Source organism: Actinoallomurus vinaceus, from assembly GCF_039542055.1.
Lineage (GTDB): Bacteria > Actinomycetota > Actinomycetes > Streptosporangiales > Streptosporangiaceae > Actinoallomurus > Actinoallomurus vinaceus.
Window position 1 is genome coordinate 168,242 of record NZ_BAABHK010000020.1, and the last position, 15,998, is coordinate 184,239.

Genomic DNA, 15,998 nt, shown 5'->3' on the forward strand with positions numbered 1-15,998 from the left:
TGGAGATCGGCCTACAGCCTACCGGGGGAGGAGGAGTGCCCGCTCGCCATGGTGCCATGTGATCGCCGTGGATCGTCGGGGTCTGGACCCCGGAAACCCTCGACGAGCACGGGCAGCTCGGCGATGCTGCCGATCACGTGGGTGGCGCCGGCAGCCTCTAGGCGGGTGCGATCGTGGGCGCCGGTGAGGGTGCCGGCGACGATGGCGGCGCCGGAACGGCGGCCGCTGCGCATGTCGCTCTCGGTGTCGCCGCAGACGGCGATGTGGCGGACGTCGTCGACCTTCACCTGCATGGCAGCGGTGAGGATCATGTCGGGGTACGGGCGGCCGCGGCCGCCCGCGTCGGCGGGGCAGAGGAGCAGGTCGGCGCGCTTCCACCAGCCGAGGGTGTCGATGATGTGGCCGAGGGTCCGGCTGCTGAAGCCGGTCATCAGGCAGATGCGCACGCCGGATGCGGCCAGGGCGTCGATCGCCGTCTCGGCTCCGGGAATGGGGGCGAGGCCGACGCGGTCGATGATCGAGTCGTACGCCTGCTCGAACGCGTGGTTGGCCGCCTGGGCGCGGTCCTCGTCGGCGAAGACCTCGCGGAAGATGTCGAGTTTGGACCTGCCTCGTGCGGCGTGCACGCGGGTCATGGCCCGGTTGTAGGTGTCGGTGCCGGAGACGATGCCCTGGGTGGCCAGCGCCTCGCTGAAGGCCCGCTCGCCTATCCCGTCGTCTGCGACCGTCGTACCGGCGAGGTCAAGACAGGCGAGCGTGATTCGCGACTCGTCGCCCACGCCCGCCCCCCGCTTTACCTCGCCGGCACGTTGCAAACATCTCTCAGCTGTCGGACGACGTCGCCTCGGTCCACAGGTCCAGCTCGGCCCGGTCCTGCTGAAGCCGGCGCCAAACCGCGAAACCACCGAGGGCGACCAGCGCGAGAACGATGAGCTTCTTCACGATGGGAACCCCTTCAAACCTCGACTAGCACTGCCCTCGCAGCCTAGCAACCGCCCAGATGGCTCGCGCCGCTTCCCCCAGCGCGTCATCGATCATCTGGTACGTCATGATCCCGCACCCGGTCTCCCGTGCATGACGGGACCTTCGGGTTCCCTCCGGGCGCTCGGACGTGCGGCCCGTAGGCCGGCTTCGGGGCTCCTCCGGCCCGGGTTCGGGAATCCGTCCCGGCTCGGGTGCCGGCTCCACCGGTAGCGCCGCGCGGGCGGTGAGCACCTGCCCGATAAAGAAGTAGTAGAAGAGGATGACGCGCCCCCTCTCTGTCCGCTCAAGCCACCGCCCGGCACGCGGCTCGCGGCAACGCGAGGGCGGCCTCCCTGGCGACCACCCGGGTACGCCCGCGCCGGTTCCCACGGCGGGTCGCGGATCATCTGGATTGCGCGGTTGTTCGGCGTCACACCGGGCATTTGGTGCAGAATCCCGATATCCCGTGGAGGAGAACATGCTGAAGGGCATCGACGTCTCCAGCTATCAGGGCACGGTCGACTGGGAAGCGTGGAGGCGCAAGGGCCTGGCGTTCGCCGTCGCGAAGGCCACCGAGGGCCGTACGATCCGGGACTCGACGTTCGCCCGCAATTGGAATGAACTGCGGCGGGTCGGCCTGGTCCGCGGCGCCTACCATTTCGCGCACCCGGGCAACGACGCGAAGGCCGAGGCGGACTTCTTCCTCAGCACCGTACGGGCGCGGGGGCTGGAGACCGGCGACCTCGTGGTGCTGGACCTCGAGCGGACCGACGGGAGGTCCGCCGCGTACGTCTCCTCGTGGGCGCGAACGTGGTGCTCGCGGGTGGCGAAGGCGGTCGGCTGCGACCCCATCGTCTACACGTTCTTGTCCTTCGCCCAGGCGGGGAACTGCGCCGGGCTCGGCGGCCACCCCCTGTGGATCGCCGACCCGTCCCGTACGGCCGGCGAACCGCGAGTCCCGGCGCCGTGGAAGCACTGGCTGCTGCACCAGTACGACGTCGAGCCGATCGACGCCGATGTGGCGAACGTCTCCACGGCCGCCGGGCTTCGCGCGTACGGGATCGGCGGGCGGGACGACACGGCCGTCGTGGTCAGTCTCGGAGCGGGCCGGGACCAGAACGTCGCACCCGGGGCGACGGAATCGATCGAGTGGCACACCGAGTACACCGACCGGCACGGCGTGCACGCCGCTGACGACTCCTCGGTGATCGTCGACAGGTCCTACTGGGTCGTGGGGGACGCCCTCGTACGGGTGTCCGGGCTGCGTCCCGACGATCCGGTGGACATCATGTGGACACGGATGACCCGGGACGGCACCGCGGTGAAGGATGACGCGTGGCGGGTGACGTACCGCGCCGACCCGACGGGCGGCCTCACGGTCTCGCACTCGGGTCAGGTGGGGATCGCCGATGACGTGCGGTTCCGTCTCCGTGTCCACAATCCGAACCCGGTGCCCATCACGGTGTCCGGGTCGACGACGGCCCGCCTCACCCTCCTGGCGTACTGAGCGACGGCCGGTTCTCCACTGCCTGTGGAAAACCGGCTGGCTCATCGCCCGGCGTGCCTGGTTTCTCGCCAGATGTCCGTCAGGTTGTCCACAGCCCCTGTGGACAACCTGACGATGATCCTGTGGATGATCATCGCGAGTAGTGTCAGCGCATGCACGTCGACAGGTCCCTGGCGTGGGTCACCGTGCGAACCCCTCTTCCCACGGGGGACCTGCGGGTCCTCATGACGGACCGGGGAGTGGTGGCGGCCGCCTACACCCCCGAGGGAGCCGCCGGGCTTCCCGCCGGACCGGAGATCCGGAACCCGTCCGATGACCGCCGGGCCGCGGCCGTGGTGAGCCGGATCGCCGAGTACTTCGCCGGCCGGCGCCGGGAACTCGACCTGCCGATCGACTGGCGGTCGACCTCGGGGATCCAGGCGGCCGTGCTACGGACGCTCCAGCAGACGGTCGGCTACGGCGAGACCATCACGTACGGGGCGCTCGCCGAGCGCAGCGGCGTGTTCGAGGAGGAGTCGGCCGAGCCGGGATACGCCGCCCGTACGGTCGGCACGATCATGTCGACCAACCCGGTCTCGCTGCTCGTGCCCTGCCACCGGGTCGTCGCCGCCGACGGGCTCGGCGGGTTCGGCTCGGTCGGTCTCGACGTCAAGCGCTGGCTGCTGACGTTGGAAGGCGTCCTTCCGCCCACCCTCGACTGGACGGGGCCGGGCTGACACGGCTCCCCCGACCGCCGTACGGGACACGGCTTCCCTGCCACCCCGTACGGGACGCGGCCCGTACGGCGTCTCGTCGGCGAGCCGTTCGCCAGGGCTGGGCGGCACCGCGCCCGAAACGCTGACACGGCTCGCAAAACTCCGCAAATGGAGTTTGTTAGCCATTTCCCTCACATACCGCCATTTTGACTTCACTTACCGCTCGCTCCGGCGTGGCTCGGGGGAGGGACTCTCGCGCGTGGGAAGCCCCAGAGAGGAGATTGCCTGTGAAACGCGCGATCGCCGTCACCGCCCTCCTGCCCACTCTGCCCCTGCTGACCGTCGTCCTCGCCACCCCCGCCTCCGCCGCACCGCCACCGCCTCCGAGCACCGCGACCGCCAAGAAGGAACTCGCCAAGCTGAAGGTCCGGCGAGAAGGCTCGCTGTCCGGGTACAGCCGCGCGAAGTTCCCCCAGTGGATCGACCAGGGCCACAACTGCAACACCCGCGAGATCGTGCTGAAGCGCGACGGCGCGAAGGTTCGCGTCGGCTCCGACTGCTACCCGACCAAAGGCCGCTGGTACAGCCCGTACGACGGGAAGTACCTCACGAATCCCCACAAGGTCGACATCGAGCACCTCGTGGCGCTCGCGGAGGCCTGGCGCTCCGGAGCGCGGTCCTGGAGCACCGCGAAGCGCCGCGCCTTCGCCAACGACCTGAGGCACCCGGAGCTGTGGACCGCCGACGACCCGATCAACCGGCAGAAGGGCGGCAAGGACCCGGCGCGTTGGCTGCCGCCTCGCCGCGCCTTCCGTTGCACGTACATCCGGGCCTACGTCAGCGTCAAGTACGTCTGGGGCCTGTCCGTGGACTCGGCCGAGAAGAGGGCGATCAGCGCGGTCCTCAAGCACTGCTGACCTTAGGACGGTCCTCGAGCACCGCCGAGGGCTCGGGCCGCCCGCTCTCCTCAGGGCGGGCGGTCCGCTCAGGGCACGAGCACCACCTTGCCGACGGTGGCGCGCGTCTCCAGTGCCCGATGCGCCGCCGGAGCGTCCTTCAAGGGGAACGTCTGTACGGCGGGCACCAGACGCCCCTCCGCGGCCTCCGCGAGCGCCCTCTCCTGAAGGCCGCGCAGACCGCCCGGGCGGCGGAGGATCCCCGGGCCGAGCGCGACGGAGGCCGACAGGCTGCGCTTGAACAGATCGGCCGCGGTGAACCGGATCGGTTCGCCCGCGGACCAGCCGAAGAGGACCAGTCGCCCGCCGGGCGCCAGCAGGTCGAACGCGGCCTGCCCCGCCTCGCCGCCGACGCCGTCCAGCACCAGGGTGACCCCGCGGTCGCCCAGCGACTCCCGGATCCGGTCGGTCCAGTCCGGCGCCGTGTAGTCGGCCGCGATCGTCGCCCCCGACTCCCGTACCCGTGCGACCTTGGCGTCACCGCCGGCGACGCCGACGACCGTGGCGCCGGTGTTCCGCGCGGCCTGGACGAGCAGCGTGCCGATCCCCCCGGCGGCCGCCGTCACCAGCACGACGTCGTCCGGCGTCGGCTGCGCGACGTCGAGGATGCCGATCGTCATCCGGCCGGTCCCGACCATCGCGACGGCGGCGCCGTAGTCGAGCTCGTCGGGGAGGGGGTGCAGGTCGGTGACGTTCGCGACGGCACGTTCGGCGTACCCACCGCTCGCCATGCCGAGATGGACCACCACGCGCCGGCCGAGCCAGTTCGGTTCGACACCGTCGCCGAGCTCGTCGACGACGCCCGCCACCTCGCGCCCGGGCGTCATCGGCAGCTCCGGGAGCCCGAACGGCCCCCCGTACGAGCCTCTGCGGAGCATCGTGTCGACCAGGTGCACCCCGCACGCCCGTACGGTGATGCCGACCTGACCGGCGCCGGGCCGTGGATCGGGGACCTCCTCGTAACTCAGGTTCTCCGGGGGCCCGAACTCATGCTGACGGATGGCGTGCACAGGGTTCTCCTCATTCGGTCGGAACGTGCGCGTCCACCCTGCAACCTCAACCATGATTCAGGTCAACGCGCCGCTGCCCGGGCGGGCCGAACGGTGCGAGACTGGCGACATGGCCGACGACCACGAGCACGACCCCGCCTGCGCCGCCGCGCACGGCCGGGCGCCCGGCGGAGCGGGCGACCGTACGCTCATCGCGGTGTTCGCCTCTCCCGTGGCCGACTTCCTGGTGCGGTTCGGCGCGGAGCTCGGATTCCGGTGCCTGCTGCTGGAGCCCGACCCCGAGCGCGCGGCGGTCGTGGCCCCCGACTCCGCCGAGATGGTCACCGCCCCGCCGTCCGGCCTCGACGGTACGGCGGACGTCGTCGTCACCGACCACCACCGGCCCGAGCTCGGCCTCGTCCTGCGCGACCTGCTGTCCCGGCGGGTCCGGTGGATCGGCGTGATGGGCAATCCGCGCCATCCCGGTCCGCACGTCCGCCTGCTCACCGAGCTGGGCGTTCCGGCGGAGGACATCGCCCGCGTGCACCGGCCGGTCGGACTCAACATCGGCTCCCGTACGCCTCCGGAGATCGCCGTCGCCACGCTCGCCGGGCTCATCGCCGACCACAACGGACGGCCCGGCGGCTTCGCCTTCTGACCCTGGCAAGGCCCAGGCGGGGCCGGGATTTCGCGGGCCGGTTCACGCCCCGAGTTCACGCCCGCACAATTCGTTGTTCGCAGCCGCATGCCCGCTGATCCGGCATCGTGGATGTTTAGCCTGATTCCTAATGGTGATGAAGAAGGCGCCATCCCCGAAAGGAGAATGAAATGGGCATCGTGATCGCTGTTCTGATCCTCGCGCTTATCCTCGGCGGCGCCGGTTTCGCCGTCCACGTCCTCTGGTACATCGCGCTCGCCGTCCTGGTGCTGTGGCTACTGGGCTTCGTACTCCGCGGCTCCGAGGCGGCCGGCGGCCCGCGCCGTCGCTGGTATCGATGGTGACCCCGACCTCGCCATCCTGACCTCCGGCGACCGCCGCTCCATCGGAGCGGACGGTCGCCGGAATACGCGCTGAATAACGAGTTTGCCGCGCTGAGCGGTACCGGGACCTTGCTTATTTCACGGCTCTGTCAGCTCAATGGAAATAAGCGGTCGGTTGCCTGGAAACGGCGAGCACACCCGTCCCATGAGCCTGCCTGACAAGTGCCACGCGACCCTGATGGATGAGACATCCGACGCTCATGAGATAGTCGGCGACGACTGCGTCCCCCAGAGGAAAGCGGTGGCATGACCGACCTTCCCGTCCAATGGTTCGCGGGCCACGACGGCACCAAGCTCGCCTATCGCGAGCTGGGACACGGCCGGCCCGTGGTGCTGATCCACGGCTACTTCTCCACCGCGACGGTCAACTGGATCCGCTACGGCCACGCCGCGGCGATCTCGGCGCGCGGCCATCGCGTGATCATGCCGGACCTACGAGGCCACGGCGACAGCGACAAGCCGCACGCCCCCTCCGCCTACCCGCCCGACGTGCTGGCCGACGACGGCTTCGCCCTGATCGACCACCTCGGGCTCACCGACTACGACCTCGGCGGCTATTCGCTGGGCGCCCGGACGACCGTACGGATGCTGGCCCGCGGCGCCACGCCCCGCCGGGCGATCCTGGCGGGGATGGGGCTGGAGGGCATCGTCGACACCGGCCAGCGCGGCGACCACTTCCGCCGGATCCTCACCGGCCTCGGCACGTTCGAACGCGGCACGTCGGAGTGGATGGCGGAGGCCTTCCTGAAAACGGTCGGCGGCGACCCGGTCGCGCTGCTCCACGTCCTCGACACGTTCGTCGACACGCCACGTGAGGAGCTCGGCCGGATCGAGGTGCCGACGCTCGTCCTCACGGGCGACAAGGACCTCGACAACGGCTCCGCCGAGGCGCTGACCGACGCTCTGGCGAACGCCCGGTGCGCCGTCGTGCCCGGCGACCACATGAGCGCGGTCACCAAACCGGACCTCGGCACCGCGATCGCCGCCTTCCTCGACGGCTCTTCTCCGGCGTAGGCCGTCGCAGCCGGAACCGGCGGCCCCATCCCACCGGCCGGTAAACCGGACGTTACGGCAGAGCGTCTTGATCACCAAAAAGCGGCGTTCCGGACAGTCCCTTTTCGAACGCCGCGCTCGTCGGTTCCCGAGAGGAAGACGCATGCGAAAGACGCTTGCCGGTGCGGCCACCGCGACCTTGTTGACCGGTGTGTTGGCCGGCGGCCAAGCATATGCCGCCACCTCCCCGTGGAAGCTCGCCCAGAAGAACGACCTGCCGAACACGAACGCGGTCTCCGCCCTGTCCATCAGCGCCGGCGGGAGCGCATGGGCGGGCGGCTTCCAGTTCGTCAACGGCAAGTGGATCCCCCTGGTGCAGCACCTCACCGGTAAAGGATGGACGACCCACTCGGCGCCCCCTGGGGCCACCGGCAGTGTCAGGTCACTCGCCGTCTCGGCGAGCACGAACGTGTGGGCGTTCACGTCCGGCGACGGCAGCACCCGCGCCGGTCGCTGGGACGGCAAGAAGTGGACGACGACGAGCCTGCCCGGCGACTTCCACCCCACCGGCTCCGCCGCCATCAGCCCGTCGAACGTCTGGGCGGTCAGCGGCGGCACCGACGACGGCGACGAGACGGCCTCGAAGTACGCCGAGCACTGGACCGGCAAGAGCTGGAAGAAGACCGCCGTCCCGGCCGCCGCCAGCGCGGTCGGCGCCTCATCGTCGAAGAACGTCTGGGCCGTCGGCACCTACCAGCGGCAGCCGGCCGTGATGCGCTGGAACGGCACCTCCTGGAAACTCGTGAAGACCCCGAAGATCAAGCTCACCGGCTCCCGCGCGCAGGGCGTCCTCAACGACGTCCTCGTCCTGTCGCCGAAGAACGTGTGGGCGGTCGGCGGACACGAGCGGTACTGCGGGGAGGACGGTGACAGCATCTGCGCCAAGCCGCTCATCATGCACTGGAACGGCCGGACCTGGAGCGTGGCCGTGGACGCGAAGGAGTCCCACTCGTACGCCAAGGTGGCCTCCGACGGATCCGGTGGCCTGTGGCTCCTCCGTGGCCGCTGGAGCGCGGACCTCGTCCACAAGGTCGGTTCCAAGCTGACCGTCACGAGACCGCCGCAGCCCGCCGGTGCCGACAACGACCTGTCCGCCCTCGCGGCGCACGGCACGACCGTCTGGGCCGCCGGCGAGGAGGTCGCCCGCGACGCGGGCAAGTCCACCGGAATCTACTTCCGCAACCACTGACACGACCGGTACGGGCCGGCGAACTCCGTTCCCGGCCCGTACCCACCCCTTAGGAGCCTTGCCGGATCGCGGCGACGTCGAACTCCAGTGTCACCTTCGGGCTGACCATGATTCGGGTCGCGGCGTTCCAGTTCACGCCCCAGTCGTTGCGGTTGATCGTGATGCTTCCCGTGAAGGCGACCCGGAAGTCGCCCTGCGGGTCGTGCTCTGCACCGGTCAGCTCGAAGTCGACGGTGACCGGCCTGGTCACGCCACGGATGGTCAGGTCGCCGGTGACCTTGAAGCCGCTGTCGCCGAGGACCTGCACCGTAGTCGAGCTGAAGGTGAAGGCAGGGTGGTCGTCCACGTCCAGGAACGCGCCGCGTAGCTTGTCGTCGCGCTGCCGGTTGCGGGTCTGGATGCTCCTCGCCTGGATCGTGAGCCGGGCGCTGGACTTCGACGGGTCGTCGCCGTCCAGGTACGCGCTTCCCTCGAACTCGTCGAACCGCCCGCACACCCGGGTGGCCATCGAGTGCCGGGCGACGAAGCCGATCCGCGTACGGTCGGTGTCGAGGACGTAGTCGCCGGTCAGTTCGCTGAGCGTGGTCATGGTCGCCATGCTTGGTCGCTCCTAGGGGATACGGGTGGTTGGTCTTTCGACTGCGAGCCGGTCACTCGTCTCAGCGGTACGACGACGCGGCCCCTCGGAATGTGAGGTCGGAGCGCCGCCTCACGTTCCGAGGGGCTGTCTCGTCGTACTGGTGACGACAGATGCGACCAAGGGAGCCGGCGCCATGAGCACCCAATCCGAGGCGGACGGCCGGCTCGATCCGAGCCTGGCCGCGCTCATGAGCGAGCGGCGTCAACTGATCAATCTCGCGTACCGGCTCCTCGGCTCCCTGGCCGATGCCGAGGACGTCGTACAGGAGACGTACGCCCGCTGGTACGCCATGTCCCGGCAGCGGCAGGAGGCCATCGATTCCCCCGGCGCCTGGCTGGCGAAGGTCGCCGGCCGCATCTGTCTCGACCTCCTCCGCTCGGCGCGGGCCCGGCGCGAGCGCTACGTGGGCGAATGGATCCCGGAGCCGCTGCCCGATCGTACGGAGTGGATCGACGAGCGGCCGGACGGCATCGCGTTCGACCCGGCCGACCGTGTCACGCTCGACGAGTCGGTCAACATGGCCTTCCTGGTCGTGCTCGAATCGATGACCCCGGCCGAGCGCGTCGCGTTCGTCCTGCACGACGTCTTCCGCTACTCCTTCGCCGAAGTGGCCGAGATCGTCGGCCGTACCCCGGCGGCCTGCCGCCAGCTGGCCTCATCGGCCCGCCGCCGCATCCGCGCCTCGCAGGCGCCCGCGGCTCCGGCAGCCCACCAGGCCGGCATCGTCAGGGAGTTCAAGCAGGCGTGGGAGGCCAAGGACATCGACGCCCTCATCGGCCTCCTCGACCCCGACGCCACGGCGATCGCCGACGGCGGCGGCGTGGTCAGCGCCCTGCTCCGCCCGGTCGAAGGCGGCGAGCAGATCGCGCGCTACCTGGTCGACATCGCCGGCAAGGCAGCCACGCTGACGCTCCTGGAGCGTACGGTCAACGCCCAGCCCGGCCTGGTCGCCCAGCAAGACGGCGTCACCGTGGCGGTGTTCGCGTTCGACGTCGCAGGCGACCGGATCAAGCACATCTGGGCAGTACGGAACCCCGAGAAGCTCCGGCCCTGGACGGCGGGCTGACCCGCGCTGCCTCGGTCACTCCGCGGGCGGGCGGGCCTGGTCCGCCTCGCGGAGGACCGCCCAGGCGTCCGCCACGGGACCCACATGCCCGAGCTTGTCGGGGTTGAGCACCGTACGGATCGTCTGGATCTGCCCGTCGAGGATGTCGAGCGTCAAGGCGTAGAGGACCTTGCCGTCCCGGTCGCGGAAGATCGCGCCCGGCTGGCCGTTCACCTGGTGCGGCTCCACCACGCCGCCGATCCGGATGAGCCGTGGGACGGCGGTGGCGAGCAGTCGGGCCACGTTCTCGGCGCCGACGAACTCGGTGGCCAACTGCGGTGCCTTGCCGCCACCGTCACCGACCATGTGCACGTCGGCGGCCAGCAGTTCCCGCAGCCCGTCGACGTCCCCTTCCTTAAAGGCCTCGAAGAACCGCTCGGCGAGCTCCTCACGCTCTCGGCGGTCGGCCTCGAACCGGGGCCGGCCCGCCTCCATGTGGCGGCGCGCCTGCATCGCAAGCTGACGGCACGCCGCCTCCGACCTCTCCACCCCCGATGCGATCTCCCGGAAGCTGAATCCGAAGACCTCCCGCAGTACGAAGACCGCCCGCTCGAGCGGGCTGAGCCGCTCGAGCAGGAGCAGGGCGGCCATCGACACCGAGTCCGCCAGCTCCGCCGACCGCTCGGGGTCCTGGTAGGGGTCGGCGAGCAGCGGCTCGGGGAACCACGGCCCGACGTACTCCTCCCGCCGCACACGGGCCGAGCGCAGCACGTCGATCGAGATCCGGGTCACCACGGACGACAGGTAGGCCCTGGTCGAGGTGGGTTTTGTCGGGGAGGCTTCGAAGCGCAGCCAGGTCTCCTGGACCGCGTCCTCGGCCTCGCTCACGCTGCCGAGGATCCGGTAGGCGATCGAGAACAGCAGCGGTCGCAGCTGCTCGAACTCCTCGGTCTTACTCATACCAGCCCTTCCTTGAAACCCCGCCGCCACGAGGAAAGCGCAGCCGCCTTGACGTTGGAGAAGCGCACCCCTCCGTCATCATCGTCACCACCTGTTCCCGGCCGGCAGGCGGGCCGGCCGGGGGGGTCGTCGTCAACGATGTCGAATACGCCTTCTGCGCTACTGAGGCCGGACGTTGTGGTTGTGGGCGAACAGGTTGCCCGGATCGTATTGACGCTTGACCGCCGCGAGCCGCTGATAGGTCTCTGCCGGGTAGATCGCGGCGACATCGTTCTCGGTGGCAGAAGCGAGGAAGTTGGCGTAAGCGCCATTGATGTGGGGTGCGAGCCGGTCCCAGATCGCCTCCAGGCCAGGACGAGCGGCCTCGATGACCGGTTCGGGGCCCGCTGTGGTGGTCACGACCATCAGCTCCGCTTGGCGATGCGCGTACGCGGTGGCGTCGCCGGGGATCCGGGACACCGCACCGCCGAGGCTGCGAACGGAGATGAACGGCGATCCCTCCGACGCGCCGACCTCGGTGAGGATCTGCAGGACCGTCGGCACCGATCGCTCGTCGACGAAGGCGCTCCGGGTCACCAGCCGGATACCGGGCGGTGGGGTCGCCCCGTCCACGAGCGTGTCCGCGTACGGCATCAGCGCGACATCGTCGCCCAGCACCGTGCCGAGCCGGCGGATCGGGTCGATCGCCTCGGCGGCGAGCTGCGGGTCATCGCCGTCGAAGGCGACGTTGATCTCGACCGGCGCCTCAGGTCCGCCGGCGAAGGGGTTGGCGAAGTTCGCGACGGAGGTGAGGTCTTCGGCGGCGGTGCGCAGGTGGTCCGCCCATCCCTGGAGCACGGTGGCCGCCTCTTCCGCCGGGAAGGCGATCTTGCCGTAGAAGACGTCCGTCGTCGGGTGCGCCGCGAACTCGAAGGCGGTCACGATCCCGAAGTTGCCGCCGCCACCGCGAATCGCCCAGAACAGTTCCGGGTTCTGCTCCGCGCTCACCTGCACGATCTGCCCGTCGGCGGTGACCACCTGCGCGGCGACCACGTTGTCCAAGGCCAGGCCGTACTTCCTGACCTTCCAGCCGATGCCGCCGGTCAGTGTCAGCCCACCGACACCGACGCCGTTGGTGTCGCCCGAAGAGATCGCCAGGCCATGCGGGGCCAAGGCGGCCGCGACCTGGCCCCAGGTGGCGCCGCCGCCGATCCGCACCAGGTGACGTTCGTGGTCGATGACCTCCACGTCCGCGAGCAGGCTCAGGTCGATCACGACGCCGCCGTCGTTGGTGCCGAAACCCGCGAAGCCGTGGCCGCCGCCTCGCACGGACAGTACAAGCCCGGCGCCGGCAGCGAATCTGACACCCGCTCGCACGTCCCCGACGCTCTTGGGCCGCAGAACATAGGCCGGACTACCCGGAGTCAATATCGAGCGGCTGGCCGTTTCGTACTCCGCTCCGCCCGGTTCGATGATGTCGCCGCCGAAGTCACCGCGAAGGGTTTCAGACGCTGAGCGCATAACGTTCCTTCCACACCGCAGAAACTCGTTACGCGAACTGGCCGGGCTGGTAGTCGCCGCCGGCCATCCGGGTGATGACGCCCATGCGATTGCTGGCGTTGATGAGGGCGATGATGCACACCAGGGCGGCGAGTTGCTCCTCGTCGTAGTGCTTGGCGGCGTTCGCCCAGACCTCGTCGGTGACACCCCCGGCGGCATCCGCGATGCGGGTCCCCTGCTCGGTCAGCTCCAGGGCGGCGCGCTCGGCGTCGGTGAACACCGTGCTCTCCCGCCAGGCCGCGACCAGGTTGATGCGCGTGGCGCTCTCCCCGGCATGCGCGAGGTCCTTGCTGTGGGCATCGGTGCAGTAGCCGCAGCCGTTGATCTGGCTGGCGCGCAGCAGCACCAGATCCTGGGTCGCCTTCGGCAGCGTCGACTCTTTGACGAGCACCCTGCTCGCCGAGGCGAAGTACTTCATGGACTTGGCCGCGACCGGGCTGGCAGTGAGGTTCAAACGGGCTTCCACGGTGCACTCCTTGTTGCCGTTGTTGGCAGGTACACCTCCTAGACGAGACAGCCCGGCAAGATGTGAGATCGACAAATGTGACGCGCGTCTCCGCCCCTGCAAGCTCGGCAAGGGACCGAGGACGTCGCCCGGGTCGGGCTCAAAGTCCTCCAGGAAGGCCCCGACAACAGGCACATGGTGATCAAGCTGCGGCCTACGCCGATGCGTCCGCCTGCGATCGTGATCATCCTGTGTTGCCGTCGCCGTTGCCGTCGCTGCCGTCGGCTCGCCCATGAGATAGATGATCATTAAGCTCCCGGCATGCCTCCCTCCCGGACGGCTCGCGCTGTCGCTGTTCTAACGCTGGTGATCATCCCGCTGGCGGCGATCCCGGATGCGTCCCCTGCCTCCCAGTGCGACAAGCTGCTCTTCTCCATACGTCGATCGGCAGACGCCCAGCTCGCTAGCCTGCGGTCCCGTTACCCCACGTACTCGATTGGCCAGGGGGGCCTACTCGTAGGTTTCAGCGGTCGAGATCGGATATGCGCGTACGTCAACCAGCAGCCGCCCACTTTCCGCAGCGTGCCCACGCCATAGCACCGCCCGCCGGGTCATCCCGCCTTCCACCTCAACCACCGATCAACCTGTGCCCGGTGTGGCTCCCATCCCGGAGCCGGAAGCGCCCCCGCCGGAGGCACGTTGTAAGAGATCCTTATGATCTGGTCAGCGATACTCGATCGCCGGATGCGGATCGTTGTTGAGCCGCTGGCGGGCTCTGTACGGGAGCAGACGGTCGACCGGATCCTAGGTGCAAGCCGGAATCAGTCGGAGGTCGTGATGGGCAGGAAGAAAGCGGCGTACCGGGTGATGAGTGAGCCGAACGACCCGAGATTTGTTGACTATGGGATCCCGATCTCTGAGCGTCCGGTGCCAGGTTCCCGCGAGACAGGGGTTCGCCTGGGCTTGTGGGTCCTCGGCGCGATGGTCACCGGTTTCATCGCGGGCAATTGACGCCATCAAGGTTCGTCGACGTGCCGGCGACCCTGCAGAGCGCTTGCCGGGACGCATCGTTCGGTTGAGCCGCCCGATCGACACGGCCAGAGGGACCGGCGCTCACGCCGCACGCCCGTAGGACGTGCCGGAACAGGCGGCCTGCGGCGGCGCTTGCGCAGCCGCATTGACAAGGAGTTGGTCGAGGCTCAGCAGAAGTCCAACCGGGGCATCCCGGTCGCGGACAAGCCCTAGAGGCTCGGCGAGTACCTGGACTACTGGCTTGAGCACGTCGTACGCCCGGCGAAGCGCTGGAACACGTACAAGAAGTACGAGCAGACCGTACGGCTCTACCTCAAGCCAGGTCTCGGCAACCAGCGGTTGGAGCGCTGAGGGTCGCCAAGGTCCAATCTTTCCTCAATTCGCCGATCGCGACATGCGAGAACCCGGCCCATGTCGGTCCAGACGCGTGCTACATCCGTCTTGGGGTGGCAGTCTGAACCAGATACCGCGTGAAGGGACCGCCATGTCCGTAAGTGCGGCACGTGACCACCTGTTCCGCTGGTTCTTCGCGCGGTTGTGCCTCTACCTGGTCATCGGGCTGCTAGTCATCCTGGCTCTCTCGTTTGAGAACGGTGACGGATGGGTCTCCGAGATGAGGCACGGCATCGTGCCGTGGGTATCGATCGCGGTAATCAGTGAGGTCTTCCGATGGCTGTCCCGGAGAGGGCGGGCCAGCGCACCAAACCCATGACCGAGGAGGCCGCCTACTGCATGATCTGCGGCGCACCACGGCGTCACTGCTCAAGAGACCCGGCGCGTCGCCAAGGAGATCTTGGGCCATGCCCACATCTCGAGGAAGGTGCCGACGCTGAGAAGACACAAGGCTCCGGCAACCGAGCCTGAGCCTTGCAGAAGTCCTTGCGCAAACCCCGGCCCGCGCAGGGGCGTGCGGGCGGAGCCCCCAACATCGGGGGGCTCGGGGGGTCGTCCCCCCGAAAAAATCGCGGGCCACCGGGGAAGGCGCGAAGCGCCGACCACGATGGCCCGACTCGTGGGCCTAGGTGGACTTGAACCACCGGCCTCATCCTCATCAGTTCGATCTTGGCCAAGGTGATCAAGCTTCCGGCCGACGTCGGCTGTCCGCGCGGGTCTGTGATCATCCTGCGACGTCTGTCCGTGTTGCTGTCACTGTTGCTGTCAGCTTGGGAAAGTCGATGCCACTGATCGTTGATCACCTGCGGTACCGGTGACCTGCGCCTTCCCGGCGCTCTCCCCGTGAGTGACCGTTCGCGACTGTGACCGTCTGCTCTTACGGGCACGCAACGGGCACGCGGGTCATGACAAGATCCGCCCCATGCATGCGCGGGAGTGGCTGAACACCGATGACCGATTCATTGCAGGCGCGGAACTCTTCCGCTCGGACAGAGCTTTCACTGTATGGGCGTACACGATCAGTCACAGCCAACTACTGCTGCGGACACGGACGCGGATCGGACAATCCCGCATTGACATCGTCTTCAAGCCCGTTCTGGCCGTGAAGCTGAGGATCGAGTATCGCGATGGCCTCGTCATCCGATGCGCTCACCAGACAGAGGCTGAGCAAATCCGGGCCGAGAACACCGACCTCGACCCAAGTGATGGCGCTCGCTATCTGATCTTGGAGACCGGCGAAGACCGGGACTACGTCGTGACCTACGCCGTCGGCTGGGAAGAAGACACTGCTACTGATAGCGACCCCAGCAAACTCGCCGATTTCGTCCCCGGTACTGATCCGGCCCGCATCCTGCCATAGAAGCCTGCGGAGGCTCCGCCGTCCGACAGTTCCCCCGGTCTGGTCATCCCGTCTGCCTTCGTCCCTGGACCGCCCCGGCGAAGTTGGAGGCCGGATTGCTCGGTTCTCACCCGGCCAGGGGTGTAGCCCCGCGTGACCGGTGGAACGCTTCCTCGTACTCGCGCGGGGGAATGTTCCCGCAGTAAGAATGT

Annotated in this window: 18 protein-coding genes; 11 read left to right on the plus strand and 7 right to left on the minus strand. The window is 68.8% G+C overall.

Annotation, left to right across the window (positions count from 1 at the left end; all coding sequences use genetic code 11):
- Positions 1-11: 11 nt before the first annotated feature.
- Both ABEA24_RS45920 and ABEA24_RS45925 read right to left on the minus strand, forming a co-directional pair.
- Positions 12-779 (minus strand): HAD family hydrolase, encoded by a 768-nt coding sequence (locus ABEA24_RS45920; RefSeq protein WP_345440983.1) that lies wholly within the window; start codon positions 777-779, stop codon positions 12-14.
- Positions 780-822: 43 nt separating this feature from the next.
- Complete coding sequence (locus ABEA24_RS45925; RefSeq protein WP_252785262.1) at positions 823-942, minus strand: DLW-39 family protein; 120 nt, start codon at positions 940-942, stop codon at positions 823-825.
- 499 nt (positions 943-1,441) lie between these two features.
- Between ABEA24_RS45925 and ABEA24_RS45930 the strand changes: the two genes are divergently transcribed.
- The 3 genes from ABEA24_RS45930 (at position 1,442) to ABEA24_RS45940 (ending at position 4,082) form a co-directional block, all read left to right on the plus strand.
- Positions 1,442-2,470, plus strand: coding sequence for a glycoside hydrolase family 25 protein (locus ABEA24_RS45930; RefSeq protein WP_345440985.1), 1,029 nt, complete (start codon positions 1,442-1,444; stop codon positions 2,468-2,470).
- A 152-nt stretch (positions 2,471-2,622) separates the two neighbouring features.
- Positions 2,623-3,186: a methylated-DNA--[protein]-cysteine S-methyltransferase gene (locus ABEA24_RS45935; RefSeq protein WP_345440987.1), complete on the plus strand. Its 564-nt coding sequence runs from the start codon at positions 2,623-2,625 to the stop codon at positions 3,184-3,186.
- 266 nt (positions 3,187-3,452) lie between these two features.
- On the plus strand, positions 3,453-4,082 hold the full coding sequence (locus ABEA24_RS45940; RefSeq protein ID WP_345440989.1) for an HNH endonuclease family protein: 630 nt from the start codon (positions 3,453-3,455) through the stop codon (positions 4,080-4,082).
- Positions 4,083-4,150: 68 nt separating this feature from the next.
- Here ABEA24_RS45940 and ABEA24_RS45945 read toward each other — a convergent pair whose 3' ends face one another.
- Entirely contained in the window at positions 4,151-5,131 is a 981-nt protein-coding gene (locus ABEA24_RS45945) for a zinc-binding dehydrogenase (protein WP_345440991.1), read from the minus strand.
- 109 nt (positions 5,132-5,240) lie between these two features.
- Between ABEA24_RS45945 and ABEA24_RS45950 the strand changes: the two genes are divergently transcribed.
- The 4 genes from ABEA24_RS45950 to ABEA24_RS45965 all read left to right on the plus strand — a co-directional run bounded on the left by ABEA24_RS45950 (position 5,241) and on the right by ABEA24_RS45965 (position 8,393).
- Entirely contained in the window at positions 5,241-5,768 is a 528-nt protein-coding gene (locus ABEA24_RS45950) for an XdhC family protein (RefSeq protein WP_345440994.1), read from the plus strand.
- A gap of 170 nt (positions 5,769-5,938) precedes the next feature.
- Positions 5,939-6,112, plus strand: a complete 174-nt coding sequence (locus ABEA24_RS45955; protein ID WP_345440997.1) for a hydrophobic protein — start codon at positions 5,939-5,941, stop codon at positions 6,110-6,112.
- 285 nt (positions 6,113-6,397) lie between these two features.
- On the plus strand, positions 6,398-7,165 hold the full coding sequence (locus ABEA24_RS45960) for an alpha/beta fold hydrolase (RefSeq protein ID WP_345441000.1): 768 nt from the start codon (positions 6,398-6,400) through the stop codon (positions 7,163-7,165).
- Between the two features lie 142 nt (positions 7,166-7,307).
- A complete protein-coding gene (locus tag ABEA24_RS45965; protein ID WP_345441003.1) occupies positions 7,308-8,393 on the plus strand; it encodes a hypothetical protein in 1,086 nt (361 codons plus the stop codon).
- A gap of 49 nt (positions 8,394-8,442) precedes the next feature.
- On the opposite strand, the gene ABEA24_RS45970 is transcribed toward ABEA24_RS45965, so the two are convergent.
- Positions 8,443-8,991 (minus strand): YceI family protein, encoded by a 549-nt coding sequence (locus tag ABEA24_RS45970; RefSeq protein ID WP_345441006.1) that lies wholly within the window; start codon positions 8,989-8,991, stop codon positions 8,443-8,445.
- A 175-nt stretch (positions 8,992-9,166) separates the two neighbouring features.
- Between ABEA24_RS45970 and sigJ the strand changes: the two genes are divergently transcribed.
- Entirely contained in the window at positions 9,167-10,099 is a 933-nt protein-coding gene (gene sigJ / locus ABEA24_RS45975) for an RNA polymerase sigma factor SigJ (RefSeq protein ID WP_345441008.1), read from the plus strand.
- A 15-nt stretch (positions 10,100-10,114) separates the two neighbouring features.
- Here sigJ and ABEA24_RS45980 read toward each other — a convergent pair whose 3' ends face one another.
- From ABEA24_RS45980 to ABEA24_RS45990, 3 genes are all read right to left on the minus strand, one after another.
- Entirely contained in the window at positions 10,115-11,038 is a 924-nt protein-coding gene (locus ABEA24_RS45980) for an RNA polymerase sigma-70 factor (protein WP_345441011.1), read from the minus strand.
- A 159-nt stretch (positions 11,039-11,197) separates the two neighbouring features.
- On the minus strand, positions 11,198-12,538 hold the full coding sequence (locus ABEA24_RS45985; protein WP_345441013.1) for an FAD-binding oxidoreductase: 1,341 nt from the start codon (positions 12,536-12,538) through the stop codon (positions 11,198-11,200).
- A 28-nt stretch (positions 12,539-12,566) separates the two neighbouring features.
- Entirely contained in the window at positions 12,567-13,043 is a 477-nt protein-coding gene (locus tag ABEA24_RS45990) for a carboxymuconolactone decarboxylase family protein (RefSeq protein ID WP_345441015.1), read from the minus strand.
- A 693-nt stretch (positions 13,044-13,736) separates the two neighbouring features.
- Here ABEA24_RS45990 and ABEA24_RS45995 point away from each other — a divergent pair.
- The 3 genes from ABEA24_RS45995 to ABEA24_RS46000 all read left to right on the plus strand — a co-directional run bounded on the left by ABEA24_RS45995 (position 13,737) and on the right by ABEA24_RS46000 (position 15,807).
- Positions 13,737-14,033, plus strand: coding sequence for a hypothetical protein (locus ABEA24_RS45995; RefSeq protein ID WP_345441018.1), 297 nt, complete (start codon positions 13,737-13,739; stop codon positions 14,031-14,033).
- Positions 14,034-14,282: 249 nt separating this feature from the next.
- A complete protein-coding gene (locus ABEA24_RS53885) occupies positions 14,283-14,405 on the plus strand; it encodes a hypothetical protein (RefSeq protein WP_425551317.1) in 123 nt (40 codons plus the stop codon).
- 964 nt (positions 14,406-15,369) lie between these two features.
- Complete coding sequence (locus ABEA24_RS46000) at positions 15,370-15,807, plus strand: hypothetical protein (RefSeq protein ID WP_345441021.1); 438 nt, start codon at positions 15,370-15,372, stop codon at positions 15,805-15,807.
- Positions 15,808-15,998: the final 191 nt, after the last annotated feature.

Coding starts and splice junctions, on each gene's coding strand:
- ABEA24_RS45985 (WP_345441013.1), bottom strand. CDS start 12,538: ATGCGCTCAGCGTCTGAAACCCTTCGCGGTGACTTCGGCGGCGACATC.
- ABEA24_RS45935 (WP_345440987.1), top strand. CDS start 2,623: ATGCACGTCGACAGGTCCCTGGCGTGGGTCACCGTGCGAACCCCTCTT.
- ABEA24_RS45960 (WP_345441000.1), top strand. CDS start 6,398: ATGACCGACCTTCCCGTCCAATGGTTCGCGGGCCACGACGGCACCAAG.
- ABEA24_RS45995 (WP_345441018.1), top strand. CDS start 13,737: ATGATCTGGTCAGCGATACTCGATCGCCGGATGCGGATCGTTGTTGAG.
- ABEA24_RS46000 (WP_345441021.1), top strand. CDS start 15,370: ATGCATGCGCGGGAGTGGCTGAACACCGATGACCGATTCATTGCAGGC.
- ABEA24_RS45970 (WP_345441006.1), bottom strand. CDS start 8,991: ATGGCGACCATGACCACGCTCAGCGAACTGACCGGCGACTACGTCCTC.
- ABEA24_RS45980 (WP_345441011.1), bottom strand. CDS start 11,038: ATGAGTAAGACCGAGGAGTTCGAGCAGCTGCGACCGCTGCTGTTCTCG.
- ABEA24_RS45965 (WP_345441003.1), top strand. CDS start 7,308: ATGCGAAAGACGCTTGCCGGTGCGGCCACCGCGACCTTGTTGACCGGT.
- sigJ (WP_345441008.1), top strand. CDS start 9,167: ATGAGCACCCAATCCGAGGCGGACGGCCGGCTCGATCCGAGCCTGGCC.
- ABEA24_RS45930 (WP_345440985.1), top strand. CDS start 1,442: ATGCTGAAGGGCATCGACGTCTCCAGCTATCAGGGCACGGTCGACTGG.
- ABEA24_RS45950 (WP_345440994.1), top strand. CDS start 5,241: ATGGCCGACGACCACGAGCACGACCCCGCCTGCGCCGCCGCGCACGGC.
- ABEA24_RS45955 (WP_345440997.1), top strand. CDS start 5,939: ATGGGCATCGTGATCGCTGTTCTGATCCTCGCGCTTATCCTCGGCGGC.